This is a genomic window from Flavobacterium sp., from assembly GCF_043780635.1.
Taxonomy (GTDB): domain Bacteria; phylum Bacteroidota; class Bacteroidia; order Flavobacteriales; family Flavobacteriaceae; genus Flavobacterium.
Window position 1 is genome coordinate 1 of the sequence record NZ_JAYWCK010000138.1, and the last position, 14232, is coordinate 14232.

General features: G+C 30.7%; 17 protein-coding genes. All 17 read left to right on the forward strand.

Annotated elements, in window-relative coordinates; genetic code table 11:
* On the forward strand, window positions 1-247 hold a 247-nt coding region (locus ACH2BV_RS12535; protein ID WP_395051071.1), incomplete at its 5' end, for a type II toxin-antitoxin system RelE/ParE family toxin.
* A gap of 48 nt (window positions 248-295) precedes the next feature.
* A complete protein-coding gene (locus ACH2BV_RS12540) occupies window positions 296-1147 on the forward strand; it encodes a glycosyltransferase family 2 protein (RefSeq protein WP_395051072.1) in 852 nt (283 codons plus the stop codon).
* 321 nt (window positions 1148-1468) lie between these two features.
* A complete protein-coding gene (locus tag ACH2BV_RS12545) occupies window positions 1469-2053 on the forward strand; it encodes a zeta toxin family protein (RefSeq protein ID WP_395051073.1) in 585 nt (194 codons plus the stop codon).
* Window positions 2040-2186: a hypothetical protein gene (locus ACH2BV_RS12550; protein WP_395051074.1), complete on the forward strand. Its 147-nt coding sequence runs from the start codon at window positions 2040-2042 to the stop codon at window positions 2184-2186. Before ACH2BV_RS12545 ends, ACH2BV_RS12550 begins: the two co-directional genes overlap by 14 nt.
* A gap of 157 nt (window positions 2187-2343) precedes the next feature.
* The gene (locus ACH2BV_RS12555; protein ID WP_395051075.1) at window positions 2344-3606 is read left to right on the forward strand and encodes an ABC transporter ATP-binding protein; all 1263 of its coding nucleotides are present in this window, start codon (window positions 2344-2346) and stop codon (window positions 3604-3606) included.
* A gap of 13 nt (window positions 3607-3619) precedes the next feature.
* A complete protein-coding gene (locus ACH2BV_RS12560) occupies window positions 3620-4387 on the forward strand; it encodes a class I SAM-dependent methyltransferase (RefSeq protein WP_395051076.1) in 768 nt (255 codons plus the stop codon).
* Window positions 4384-5100, forward strand: a complete 717-nt coding sequence (locus ACH2BV_RS12565; RefSeq protein ID WP_395051077.1) for a class I SAM-dependent methyltransferase — start codon at window positions 4384-4386, stop codon at window positions 5098-5100. The genes ACH2BV_RS12560 and ACH2BV_RS12565 overlap by 4 nt, the downstream gene beginning before the upstream one ends.
* A gap of 3 nt (window positions 5101-5103) precedes the next feature.
* On the forward strand, window positions 5104-5937 hold the full coding sequence (locus ACH2BV_RS12570; RefSeq protein ID WP_395051078.1) for a glycosyltransferase: 834 nt from the start codon (window positions 5104-5106) through the stop codon (window positions 5935-5937).
* Window positions 5938-5939: 2 nt separating this feature from the next.
* On the forward strand, window positions 5940-6836 hold the full coding sequence (locus tag ACH2BV_RS12575; RefSeq protein ID WP_395051079.1) for a glycosyltransferase family 2 protein: 897 nt from the start codon (window positions 5940-5942) through the stop codon (window positions 6834-6836).
* A 12-nt stretch (window positions 6837-6848) separates the two neighbouring features.
* Window positions 6849-7808, forward strand: a complete 960-nt coding sequence (locus tag ACH2BV_RS12580) for a glycosyltransferase family 2 protein (protein WP_395051080.1) — start codon at window positions 6849-6851, stop codon at window positions 7806-7808.
* 7 nt (window positions 7809-7815) lie between these two features.
* On the forward strand, window positions 7816-8769 hold the full coding sequence (locus ACH2BV_RS12585) for a glycosyltransferase family 2 protein (protein ID WP_395051081.1): 954 nt from the start codon (window positions 7816-7818) through the stop codon (window positions 8767-8769).
* Window positions 8770-8820: 51 nt separating this feature from the next.
* Window positions 8821-9591, forward strand: a complete 771-nt coding sequence (locus ACH2BV_RS12590; protein WP_395051082.1) for an FkbM family methyltransferase — start codon at window positions 8821-8823, stop codon at window positions 9589-9591.
* Between the two features lie 165 nt (window positions 9592-9756).
* Window positions 9757-10539 (forward strand): glycosyltransferase family 2 protein, encoded by a 783-nt coding sequence (locus tag ACH2BV_RS12595; RefSeq protein ID WP_395051083.1) that lies wholly within the window; start codon window positions 9757-9759, stop codon window positions 10537-10539.
* Between the two features lies 1 nt (window position 10540).
* Window positions 10541-11395 carry a glycosyltransferase family 2 protein gene (locus ACH2BV_RS12600; protein ID WP_395051084.1) on the forward strand — a complete coding sequence of 285 codons (855 nt, stop codon included), beginning with the start codon at window positions 10541-10543 and terminating at the stop codon, window positions 11393-11395.
* Window positions 11396-11402: 7 nt separating this feature from the next.
* Window positions 11403-12182, forward strand: a complete 780-nt coding sequence (locus ACH2BV_RS12605) for a glycosyltransferase (RefSeq protein ID WP_395051085.1) — start codon at window positions 11403-11405, stop codon at window positions 12180-12182.
* Between the two features lie 85 nt (window positions 12183-12267).
* On the forward strand, window positions 12268-13146 hold the full coding sequence (locus ACH2BV_RS12610; RefSeq protein ID WP_395051086.1) for a beta-1,6-N-acetylglucosaminyltransferase: 879 nt from the start codon (window positions 12268-12270) through the stop codon (window positions 13144-13146).
* Window positions 13147-13199: 53 nt separating this feature from the next.
* Complete coding sequence (locus tag ACH2BV_RS12615) at window positions 13200-14225, forward strand: acyltransferase family protein (protein ID WP_395051087.1); 1026 nt, start codon at window positions 13200-13202, stop codon at window positions 14223-14225.
* The last annotated feature ends 7 nt before the right edge of the window (window positions 14226-14232 follow it).

Genomic DNA, 14232 nt, shown 5'->3' on the forward strand with positions numbered 1-14232 from the left:
AAATATTGAGTATTTAGAGCGAGAATGGGCATTAAATGACGTTTATAATTTTATGGATAAAGTAGATGATTTGTTAGTTTTGTTAACTAAGGAGAATCTAGTTTTTAAATCAACAAATTACAAATTTGTTTTTAAAGTTCCCGTTACCAAGCATATTAGCCTATTTTATAAAGTAGCTACAAATAAAGATATTGAATTATTACGCTTTTGGAATACCTACCAAAATCCTGAAAAAATTTCATTGTAACTTAATCGAAACATTTTTAACTGATTATCCTTTTATCTTTCTTGCTAAATGCCACTATTAGTCTCCATTATCGTTCCCTGTTACAACCAAGCCCAATACCTAGACGAATCCTTACAATCTCTATTGGATCAGACGTATACAGATTGGGAATGTTTTATCGTTAATGACGGTAGTCCAGACAATACAAAGGAAGTGGCGCAACAATGGGTAGCTAAAGACCCCCGTTTTATTTATTTATACAAGGAAAATGGAGGAGTGAGCAGTGCCAGAAATCTGGGGATTAAAAACTCAAAAGCTACATTCATTCTCACCTTAGATGCCGATGATAAATATGAAGCTACTTTTCTTGAAAAGGCTATGGCGGTGTTGGTTACTAATCCGGATATTGGAATAGTAAGCAGTTGGGGACGGTTTTTTAATACCGATAAACAATTGCATATATTTAAATCTACCGCCACATCGGTAACTGATTTTTTGTTTCATAATGGGGTAAATAATGGTTCATCCTTATTCAGGAAAGTATGTTGGGAGCAAGTGAATGGTTACGATGAAAATCCAGAAAATGGTTATGAAGATTGGGAATTTTATTTAAGGGTATGCAACTTAGGATGGAAAGTGCATATCATTGAGGAAGTATTGTTTTTTTACAGGCAAAATATAGGTTCCAGAAGTGCAGGAATGAACCAAAAACATAATACCACCCAAAAATACATTTACCTCAAAAATAAGGACATTTATTGTACGCATTATGAAGCTTTGATTGACCGATTTTTAACAGCTTCTGATTTAGAGAAAGCGGCCATTAATAAATTCAGAAATACCATTGATTATAAATTAGGCGCTGCACTATTGAAACCATTGCGAAGCATAAAGTGGTTTTTCTTGAAACTTTTAAAATAATGAGAATTTTAAACCAATTTCAAAAAACTTTAATGTCCTTAATTGCTTTATATTTTTTAAAAAAAGTTTACCAAACAAGACATATAAGTTTCATATAAGAAAAAAAATAAAATAACTTTGTGGCTTAGCCCCCTACCCCCTAAAGGGGGAAAAAGAAAGTTAATTGTTTAATCGATTAACCACATAACCGACAACAGATTGCCACGCTTCACTGCGTTGCGCTCGCAATGACAACATGAACAAAGACATCATCCTTAAAGCCGAAAACATCTCAATCGCCATGCCTGTCCATAAAACATAGATTTGATTACCTTTGTAACAATGAATAAAAATCTTTATATAATCGCAGGATGCAATGGAGCAGGTAAGACAACTGCCTCTTTCACTATATTGCCGGAAATATTAAATTGTAAAGAGTTTGTAAATGCTGATGAGATTGCAAAAGGATTATCCCCTTTTCAACCCGAAAGAGTTTCCTTTGAAGCCGGACGAATAATGATTAAGAGGATAAATGAACTTTTGGAAATCAACGAGAATTTTGCTTTTGAAACTACTTTAGCTACAAAAAGTTATAAATCAAAAGTAATTATTGCCCAAAAGAAAAAGTATACTGTAACACTGCTATTTTTTTGGTTACAAAATGTAGATTTAGCTATCGAAAGGGTTAAAACAAGAGTGATGGAAGGAGGGCATAATATTGAAACAGAAGTTATCAAAAGAAGATATGTAAACGGGATAAAAAACCTCTTTGACATTTATCTTTCGGTGGTTGATGAAGTGCTGATTTATGACAATTCCGGAGGAAAACCAGAATTAATCGCAGAAAAAACATTAGAGTCTGAAATTACTATTTTGAACGAACTAAAGTTCAATAAATTAAAAAATCAATACTATGAAAACCTATAAAAGAACTCCCAATCAAACTAAAATAATTGAAGGAATGGACAAAGTTTATGAAAAGCTGATTGAATTCAAAAAGAAAATGAATAGCGAATTAGTAATTCTTAAAGAAGACAAAATCGTCCGGGTCAAACCTTGAAGAAAAGTTTAAAATGGTTTAATCGGTTAACTGGTTAATCGTTTAATTGAGAAAAAAATAAATAAAAATAACAATTTCAATGGCAATATCAATTTCATAACCCAATAATCTACAACAGATTGCCACGCTTCACTGCGTTGCGCTCGCAATGACAATTATGAACAAAGACATTATTCTCAAAGCCGAAAACATCTCTAAGCAATACCGCCTTGGGCAGGTAGGAACCGGCACGCTGAGTCACGACCTGAATCGATGGTGGCATCAGGTGCGGGGCAAGGAAAACCCCTATCTCAAAATAGGCGATACCAACGACCGAAGCACCAAAGGAGAAAGCGATTATGTTTGGGCACTGCAAGACATTAATTTTGAAGTAGAGCGGGGCGAAGTTCTAGGTATTATAGGCAAAAACGGAGCGGGAAAATCTACGCTATTAAAAATATTATCCAAGGTTACCGCACCTACCACTGGCAGTATTAAATGTCGTGGGCGCATTGCTTCCTTATTAGAAGTAGGTACAGGATTTAATGGTGAAATGACGGGACGTGAAAACATTTTTTTGAATGGTGCCATTCTGGGAATGACCAAAAAAGAAATCGCCTCTAAGATTGACGAAATCATTGAGTTCTCGGGTTGTGAGCGCTACATTGACACGCCCGTAAAACGCTACTCCAGCGGAATGACGGTACGACTGGCTTTTGCCGTGGCAGCATTTCTCGAACCGGAGATTTTGGTGATTGATGAGGTACTGGCTGTGGGCGATGCCGAGTTCCAGAAAAAAGCTATTGGCAAGATGCAGGATATTTCGCGAAAAGGTGGTAGAACGGTTTTGTTTGTGAGCCATGATTTAAGTGCGATAAGTACTCTTGCAACAAGAACTATTGTTTTAGGGAATGGTAGTATTTTAGCAATTGAGGAAACAAATAAAGCAATTTCTATATATTCATCTATGCAAAATAGAGAAAGTGCTTTTGTTCAAAAGGAAGCCGTAGATAAGCCATCTATAACAAAAGTAGAAATTTTGACCTCTGAAGGTGGCACATTACAAGCTAATGGGAAATCACTTAAAGTCAATTTTGAGATTATTATGCCGTTTGATAATTATGAGAATTTATCATTTTCGTTTCAAGTATTTGATTATTTAAATAAAGCAGTTTTGTACGCCTATATTTTTGATAAGGATAGTCCTATTTGTCGAAAAAAAGGAATAAATAAGTTTTGTTTTGAGTTTGATGCATTACGTCTTTATAAGGGGAATTATTATTTGAGAATTCATGTTGCCAATTCTAAAACCAGAGAGAAATTTCAAGAGATTGATTGTTGCAATTTTGAAGTTGAGATGATTGGTCAAAAAGAACCAGAGTGGGGGTGGCAAAATAATGTTTGTCAGTATATAGATGAAGGTAATTGGTATATTTCTTAATAAAAAAATATAAATGACGCCAAAAGATTATAATGATGATTTTCACAAAGTCCATTTTCAGAATTCTATTAATTCTGCCAATGAGTTAATACCCTTATTTTTAAATTATTTCAAGCCAAAAAGTGTTTTAGATGTTGGCTGTGGACTTGGAACTTGGTTGAGTGTTTTTGAACAAAACCAATGCGAAGTTTTAGGAATTGATGGTGATTATGTTGAAATTAAGGATTTAGTTATTGATAAAAATAAATTTGTCTCTCACGATTTAAACACTTCATTCGATTTAGAAAGGAAATTTGATTTGGTAATTTCGTTAGAAGTTGCAGAGCATATTTTACCAGAAAATGCTGGAGTATTCATAGATTCGATGTGTTGTCATGGCGATGTTATATTGTTTTCGGCAGCAATACCTGGTCAGGAAGGGACTTTGCATTATAATGAACAATATAATAAATATTGGATTGATCTTTTTTCTCAAAATGGTTATCAATGCATAGATTTTTTAAGACACAAAATTTGGAAGGATCACAAAATCAGTTGGTGGTATAGACAAAATATTTTGATATTTATAAAAAAAACGGAAATAGAAAATTCTAAATTTGATTTAATAACTAGTGAGAAAGTAAATAATTTGAATTCATATGTTCACCCTGAGTTATTTGAATATAAGTGTCAAAAAGCAATTCAATCAGAGAAAAGAGTTAATGAATTAGAAAAGTTGGTAAATGATCCTTTTTCATTATTAAAATACTATTTAAGGAAAGTAAAAACGAAATTTATATGAGTAGAGAAGCTAATCTTTCTCGTTTGGAGAATGTAGAAAAAATAGACATTTCACATAGAGAATATTTAGTGTATCTTTCTTTTCATAAAGATTTATATACAGCTATTCAACAATATGCCAAAGGAAAATTATTAGACATAGGTTGTGGTAATAAACCTTATGAGATTTGGTCTGGAGGAAAAGTTTCAGAATATGTTGGCTGTGATATTGTACAATCTAGTTTGAATAAAGTTGATGTTTTGTGTGAAGCAAATAATATACCTCTTGAAAGTATGAGTTTTGATACGGTTTTATCAACTCAAGTTATAGAACATGTTGAAGATCATCAAGGCTTAGTTAATGAAGCATTCCGATTATTAAAACCAAATGGATATTTTATTTTATCAGGACCAATGTATTGGAACTTACATGAAGAACCCTATGATTTTTTTAGATTTACTAAACACGGGTTTAAATACATATTAGAAAAAGCAGGCTTTGAAGTTAGTGAAATAGTTTCTAATGGTGGAGCTTGGGCCACACTTGGACAAGTTATAAATCACACATTTGAATTTAGAAATACCAATGCTAATAAGGTTGCAAAAGGATTAAAATATTTATTTCGCAAATTGAGAATATATATATTAGTAAATAGAATTTTTGCTTATTTGGATAAAAAAGATTTTAATCCAATAAACACTATGAATTATGTAGTTGTTGCTAGAAAAAATTAATACATGAACCCAATTTTATCCATAATAATACCTTGTTATAATTCGGAATCTACCATAGAATCTACATTGGAATCCGTGATTAGTCAAGATTTTCAAGATTGGGAAGCCATAATAATCAATGATGGTTCAACTGATACAACAGAAGATATAGCTTTGAGATGGATTGAAAAAGACAGTAGATTTAAATATTTTGCCAAGCCTAATGAAGGTTTGGGTAAAACTAGAAATTATGGTATTGCCAAATCGAATGGTATATACATTTTGCCTTTGGATTCAGATAATCAATTGATAAAAGATTTTACTCTAGACGCAATTGCTGTTTTTGAAAAGAATCAAGATGTTGGAGTTATATATGGAGATGCTGAATATTTTGGCGAAAGAACTGGACTTTGGGAAGTTGCTGAATATGATTTTAATAAGATATTAGTAGATAATTATATTGATGCCTGTGCAATTTACAGGAAAAAGTTGTGGGCTGAAGTGGGAGGTTATGATGAAAATATGCCGCATCAAGGAAATGAGGACTGGGAATTTTGGGTAGCTTTAGGTATTTTGAATGTTAGATTTCAACATCTTAAAAAAATTGTTTTTAAATACTATGTTTCAAAGGATTCTATGATAAGATCGTTTAATGATGAAATGCATGAGTTGAATAATGATTATATTTTTAAAAAATATAGTAAACAATATCAAAAACATTATAGAGAGCTTTATTTGAAAAATCAGAATATAGAAGAAGAGCATTTGAAAATTCTTAAAAGCGAAAAATTTGTAATCGATTTATTTTGTACTACTTTTTTTGGTTTTTCAGTATTTGGATTGTATAAAATAAAATAAAAATGCTAGCGATAATAATTCCTTATTACAAACTTGCTTTTTTTGAAGAAACTTTGCAGTCGTTAGAAAATCAAACAGACCAGCGATTTAAAGTCTATATTGGAGATGATGCGAGTCCAGAAAATCCTGGAGAAGTATTAGAAAGGTATAAAGGAAAATTTGATTTTTTGTACCATAGATTTGATACAAATATAGGCGGTATTTCTTTAGTAAAACAATGGATGCGCTGTATTAATATGACAGGAGGTGAAGATTGGATCATGATTCTTGGCGATGATGATTATTTTGAAGAAACTGTTATTGAAAATTGGTATAAAAATTACGGTATTTTTAATGGGAAATCAAACCTGGTTCGATTTGCAAGTAAAGTTATAGACGAAAAATCTGGGACCATTTCAGAATCATTTCAGCACCCAGAATTTGAAAATGCCATGGATTCTTTGTTTAGGAAATTTATGGGAAAAACAAGAAGTTCGTTGTCCGAGCATGTGTTTTCAAGAGAATCTTATATCAAGCATGGTTTTGTCGATTTTCCATTGGCTTGGTATAGCGATGATATGGCTTGGTTAGATTTTTCAGACAATAAACCGATATATACCATAAATGAAAGTACTATTTTTGTTAGGATTTCAGAAGAAAGTATTTCTGGAATGAATGATAATTTAGTGCTTAAATATAAAGCTAAAGAGTTATTTTACAGAAATTTGGTCTTTGATAAACTGTCACGTTTTAATTCAATTCAAAAACGTTCATTACTACTGGAGTATGAAATTCTAGCAAAAGAACAAAATCGACTTAATCTTAAAAGCAGTATTTATATTGGTTTGCAATTAGCAAGAATAGGATCAGTCTATACTATGGCAAAATTTGTACGTCGGGTTTTTAAAGCAAAATTTTAATAATAGCAAAAAATGGTTTTTTCAGTCTCAGTTGTCATTCCAGTATATAACTGTCAACTTTATATAGCAAAAGCAATCGATTCGGTTTTACAACAACCGGAAGTTGCTGAAATAGTGGTTGTCAATGACGGAAGTACCGATGGGACTCAAGCCATTCTACAAGAACTACAATCACAAAATTCAAAACTAAAGGTTTATTATCATAAAAATAATTTGAATAAAGGGCGTTCTGCCAGTAGAAATTTGGGGATACAAAAAGCCACCGGGAATTACATTGCTTTTTTGGATGCCGATGATTATTTTTTGCCCAATCGGTTTGCAAACGATAAAGTTCTATTTCAAGAGAATGACAAGATTGATGGGGTTTATAATGCCATTGGAGCCCATTTTTATAGAGAGGCTACACTATTAGAGAAAGAAAGTCTTGAATTATATACGGTTAATCAAAAAATAAAAGCTGAGGAACTATTCGAAACATTATTTTCTGGTAAAAAGGGTCATTTTTCGATTGATGGATTAACAGTAAAGAAATCAGTATTTGATGCTATAGGGTTTTTTAACGAATCTTTGATGGTAGCAGAAGACACCGATATCATATGGAAAATGGCCTTAAAATGCCAATTGGAAACTGGTACAATAGATAGAGCAGTGGCGATACGGGGAGTTCATGAGGAAAATGTTTTTTATAGAGAAGAGTTGTATAGAAAAGATATAATAAAAAGATATCAATCGCTTGTTTTCTGGGGTTGTGAAAATCAAATTTCATTTAGTAAAATCGATGTTTTGTTAAAAGCTATTTGGATTATAAAGTATAAAGAAAAAAACAAATTGCATCAGGATATTGGGTATTGGGCAAAATCGTTTTTTCCGTATCCAAAACTTTTATTTTCAATTCTAAGCATAAAATATTTTCCAATCATTAGGCTTAGAAAAGTATTCTTTTCATTTTTGTATAGAACAAAAAATAAATAAAAGTAAAATGGATTTTTTAATATCTGTAATTATTCCTGCCTATAATGTAGAGCGATTTATACAATCTGCTGTTGTATCAGCATTAAAACAGCCCGAGGTAAATGAAGTTGTTGTAGTTGACGATGGCAGTACAGATACTACCTTGCGGATTATCAAAGACATGCAATTAACCAATGCTAAAATTAAAATTTACCATCATAAAAATTATGTAAACAAAGGTCGTTCTGCCACTAGAAATTTAGGTATAAAAAAAGCAAGTGGAAGATATTTAGCATTTCTGGATGCAGATGATTTTTACTTACCCAATCGGTTTTCTAATGATAAAAAAGTATTTCAAGAGGATGTAAAATGTGAGGGTGTTTACAATGCCGTTGGATTTCATTTTTATAGAGCAATTAATTCTTTTGAAGAAGCCAAATTTAAAATTAGTACAGTTTCACAAAAAATAAAATCCGAAGAACTTTTTGATTCAGTAATTTGCAGTAAATATGGTTATTTGCATTTAAATGGATTAACGGTCAAGAAATCAGTATTTGATGCTACAGGATTATTTAACGAATCTTTGATGGTTGCCGAAGATTCAGATATTATTTTTAAAATGGCTTTAAAATGTTGTTTAGAGACCGGTATAATAAATGAACCTTTAGCTCTAAGAGGAGTACATGAAGCTAATGTTTTTACAAGGGAAGACTTGTATAAAAAATATAATAGCAAGTTATACGAGTCAGTTATAACTTGGGCTTTAGAAAACCAAATTCCTATAAAAAAAATTGATGTTACTTTAAAATGGTTGTGGGTTGTCAGATTTAGAGAAAATAATAGTTTGTTTGAGGATACAGTATATTGGGCATCCCTATTTTTTAAGACCCCAAAACTTTTGTTTTCTTATCTTAGCATAAAATATTTTCCTGTTATCAGGCGAAGAAAATTACTGTTTCCGTTTTTATACAGAAAAAAATAAAAAAAATAAAAAATTAATTTAAAATTTTACACGCAGTAAAATAAATATATTATGAAAAAAAAATTAAAAATGTTTATTCGTTTTTTTGGCTATGAATTAAAAAATTTAAAAACGCCTAGAGACTCTAAAATATTGAATAATAGGCCGGTGGGGAGAATGGATACTTTTCTTGAAGATTTAAAAATACGAGGGTTAGAGTGTAAGACGATTCTAGATGTTGGTGCTAATTCTTCATCTTGGAGCAGAATAGCAAAAAAAATATTTCCTGAAGCCTATTTTTATTTGATTGAACCACAAGTTGAAATGGAAGAAAAATTAAAAGCATTTACTAATGAGTTCAGTAATTCAGCTTATTTACTACAGGGAGCAGGTGCCAAAAAGGAGATTTTGACATTGACAATTTGGGAGGATTTGGCTGGTTCTTCTTTACTACCAAGAGAAGAAGAAAAATTATTATCAAATGGTAAACAAAGAAAAATTGAAATAGTTGCAATTAATGATTTAATTGAGGGTGATAAAATCAGGATGCCTGAACTAATTAAGCTTGATATACAGGGTTTTGAATTAGAAGCCTTAAAAGGAGCTACTAAAACATTTGGACATACAGAAGTATATATTTTAGAAGTTTCACTTTTTCCTTTTTCGGATGGACTAGATATGCCAGTGATGTCGGATGTTATAAACTTTATGTTAGGTTATGATTATGTTGTTTATGATTTTGCTGGATTTTTGAGAAGACCTTTAGATGGTGCCTTGGGACAATGTGATATTTGTTTTGTGAAGAAAAATAGTTTTTTAAGAAAGTCCAATGAATGGCAATAATTTTTCTTAAAATATGCATAATATATTTAATCTTTAGTGTTTGTATTTAATTTTATAAAATTCATAAAAATTAGATAATTATATTATGTTTTTTATACTCAATAGGGCTTAAAAGTCTATATAGAACCATAGTTATAAATAGAATTCAAATTAATAAAGTCAACATTGAACCCAAAACTATCCATAATCACTGTCAACTTCAACAATTTCATAGGGTTGCAAAAAACCGTTGAGAGTGTTGCCAGTCAAACCTGGAAAGGGTTTGAGCATATCGTCATCGATGGTGGCTCAACAGATGGCAGTGTGGGGTATATTGAAAGTAAAAACGAATTATTTGAGTATTGGGTCACTGAACCTGACAGAGGTGTTTATCATGCCATGAACAAGGGTATAGCCAAAGCTTCAGGGGAGTATTTGCTTTTTTTGAACAGTGGGGATCATTTTTATAATAAGAAAGTATTAGAAAAAAATCAACATGTCATATTAGATTATGATCTAATTTATTTTAATATGTATGTGATTGGCGAGAATAAAAAATTTATTAAAGAGTATCCAGGTACATTATCATTTGCTTATTTTTTGAAAGATAATTTACCCCATCAAGCAATATTTATAAAGAAAAAATTATTCCAAACTGTCGGATTATTTAAAGATGATTTTAAAATTGTAGCGGATTGGAAGTTCTTTATTGATAGTGTTTGTAGGTATAGTGCCTCATATCTTCATGTCAACAATACAATGACAACATTTTATTTAGATGGAATAAGTTCATTGCCTGAAAATAGGGTAGTTATTAATGATGAAAAACAACATATCTTACAATCTGATTATTCGGCATATATGCAAGATTTAGAGGATGTGTTAAAATATATGACTATCGTTCATAGTCTAAGACGGTCAAGAATTATTAAGTGGCTAATTAGATTTGGGCTATTAAATAAAATTTAAAATGAATACTCTCGTATCAATCATTGTTCCCTGCTACAAACAAGCTCATTTTTTGAATGAATCCTTACAGTCCGTTATAGGTCAGACATATACACGTTGGGAATGTGTCATTGTAAATGATGGAAGTCCAGATAATGCCGAAAGTATCGCTCAACAATGGTGTGAAAAAGATAGTCGATTTAGCTATTTGTATAAAGAGAATGGGGGCTTGCCAAGTGCTCGTAATGCCGGGATTAAAAAATGCAAAGGAGAGTTTATAGTTGCATTAGATTCAGATGATATTTTGCATCGTGATTTTTTGATTCAACTGGTTCCACAATTACAATCAGATGATAATTTGGGTATTGTTTCCTGCTACCGTTATTTTTTTAGTAAAAACAAGGAAAATATTATAAACAAATATAAGGCTACAGGTTCAACATATCAAGATTTAATGTTTGAAAACAAATTAATGCCATCGTCGATATACAGGAAAAAATGTTGGGAAGAAGTTGGCGGTTATGATGAATCGATGGTAAAAGGTTTTGAAGATTGGGAGTTTTGGCTGAATATAACCAAAAGAGGTTGGAAGTTTAAATTTGTTGAAGCATTTTTGTTTTATTATAGAAAAGCAAAGAAATCGATGCTTGTAGATACATTAAATAATCATGCAGAATCAAATATGGAATATATGTTCAAAAAACATAAAGAACTTTACACCGCCTATTTTGATAATACTGCCGAAGTTCTTTTTTATTATATAAAAACACACAGGGTAGGCAAAATGGAAATAAAAAACTCTCGGGAGTATAAAATAGGAAAGTTAATTACAAAGCCTTTTAAAATTATTTCAAAATTGTTTTCTATCCAAAAATAAAAGTTCAATGATTTCAGTTGTTATCCGAAATAAAAATCAAGCGAAAGCATTATCTTTTTTGTTGAAAAATTTGACGGAAAGATATCACAATGATATTGCCGAGATTATTGTAGTCGATAATCTATCAATTGATAACAGCGAGGAAATCACGGAGAAATTTGGAGCTCGTTTTGTCACCATCAACAATTTTAGTTTTGGCGGTAGTGCTAATCTGTGTGCCAAGGAAGCCAAAAATCCTATAATTGTTATTTTTAGTGCCCATTCGTATCCCGTGAGTCATGATTTTTTTAAGATGATACAAACAAAGTTTGAAGCCAATCCTAATTTAGCTGGATTAAGGTGTGTGCATGGCCCCAATGATTATAAAAATTTCATCAATAAAATCCCGGCAACCATAGATCCCAACAAATCGGGATTGATTTTTTCAGGTTCAGCCTTTTCTAAAAAAGTATGGGAAAAACATCCGTTCAGGGAAGATGTAGCCACTTTTGAAGACAAAGAATGGACAACGAGGGTTCTGAAAGCAGGTCATGAAATAGATTTTGTTGAATCCATATTTTGTTATGAGGTGAAGCGAACCAGAAAACAACTGTTTTTCAGGTTCAAGAATGATATCGTTGGAAATTATCAATTGTGGCATCAAGACATTAGTTTATGGAGCGTTATAAAAGGATTTCTATTTTCGGTTTTCAATTTGATGAAATATTTTGCAATAGATTTGTGGTATGCAGTTTTGCAGTTTTTGTATCTAATTAAATTTATGGGCAACAAACCCAATAAATTTTAGGAAATAATAATAGTAATAATAAAATATTTGATTTATAAATAGAGACTAAATATTATTATGGTTTTTAACCTAATTAACAGCTTACATGAAACAAGCAATTTTGATTACTGCGTATAAAAATTATCATCATTTAGAAGATATTATTGCTTTTTTTGATGATGATTTCGAAATTTATATTCATATAGATAGAAAGAGCTCTATATCAAAAGAGGAGTTATTAAGATTAAAGAAATATGATATTGTAAAATTAATTTCTCAAAAATACAAAGTAAATTGGGGAGGGTTTAATCATTTAAGAAGTATTCTTTATTTGTCCGAAAAGGCACTTAAAAATCCTCAAAATTATTATTTTCATTTGATAAGTGGTAATGATTTTCCAATAAAGAAAGTATCCGATTTTAAATTTTTCTTTAAAAATACAGAAGATGTATATATAGATTGTTTTGATGTCCCTTTTTTAGGTTGGGATTTTAATGGAGGATTAGATAGGATTGAATATTATAATTTATATGATTTGTTTAATTGGAGAAATGACTTTCAAAAAAGAATAATAAAAAAAATTATTCATTGGCAAAAAAAAATAGGTTTCAAAAGAAAATTATCTTGTAAAATTCCAAAGATATATGGAGGTTCAACTTGGTGGAGCCTGTCACGAGAATGTTTGAACTTTGTTGTTGTGAATTCAAAAGAAAATAAAAATGTTTTTAAAAGATTTAAATATACATTTTGTTCTGAAGAATTTTATTTTCAGACAATTTTAATGAATTCCAGTTTTAAAGATAAAATGAATAAATTTAATTTAAGATATATTGATTGGACAAATAGAAATGGTAATAATCCAGTTATTTTAGACGAAAAAGATTATGAAAAAATATTAGAATCTGATTCTTTTTTTGCTCGTAAATTTGAATACCCAGTTTCAGAAATAATTATAAATAAAATTAAATTTATTTTGCATGAATGAGATGATTTTAATAATGAAAATATCATTTGGATTTTAATATTTAGTTGTGGGAAATGAATAAAAATAATTTTGATTTTCTAAGGTTTTTGTTTGCTCTTTTAGTTGTTATATCCCATTCCTATCCTTTATCTGGAGGGAATGAAAGCTCTCAATGGATTTATCAAATTACAAATGGGCAAATCGTTTTAGCTCAAATAGGATTAAGTGGTTTTTTTATTATTAGTGGTTACTTTATTTTTCAAAGTTTGGAGCGGAGCAAAAATATTTTTGATTATTTTAAAAAACGTTTTTTAAGACTTTTTCCGGCCTTATTTGTTGTTTTATTGCTTACAATTGTGTTAGCACCTTTGGTATATAAAAGCGCGATTCCTTTTTTTAAAAACAATGCAGTCTATACTTACGTACCCAATAATCTTAGTTTGTATTATTTTCAATCCAGCATAAAGGGAATATTCGATACCAATGCATACCATGCCATAAATGGCTCGTTATGGACTATACGGTATGAATTTAGCCTGTATGTCGCATTATCGCTACTCTTCTTATTTAGAAAACAAAAACAATTAGTCCTGCTATTACTTTCTGTCGTTTTTATTATTTTTTACTTCCTTTATAATTTTTATCTCGGCAGGTTTGAGGGTTCCTCCATACTAAAATTACAAGGACTACATATACTCAACTTAGGAACATTTTTTATTGTAGGCAGTTTATTGGCTTCCATACAGTTTGAGAAATTGAAATATAAGGGCGTGATTTTAGGTTTATCAGTTTTGATTATGGTGTTGTCGCTTTATTTTAATCATTATGATTTGGTTAAGCATATTATTTTTCCCATAGTTGTTGTACTAATAGGTTTTATACCTTTGCCTTTTTTGCATACTTTTGGTAAATATGGTGATATGTCATACGGGATTTATATATATAGTTTCCCCATACAGCAAACCTTGGTGTATTTTTTTAAGATGAATACCTATAATTTGATGCTAGCCTCAGTTCTACTTTCAATATTTTTTGGTTATTTATCATGGCATTTAATAGAAAAAAGAGCGTTGAAATATAAAAAGCGAAAATTATTTTAGAGATAAT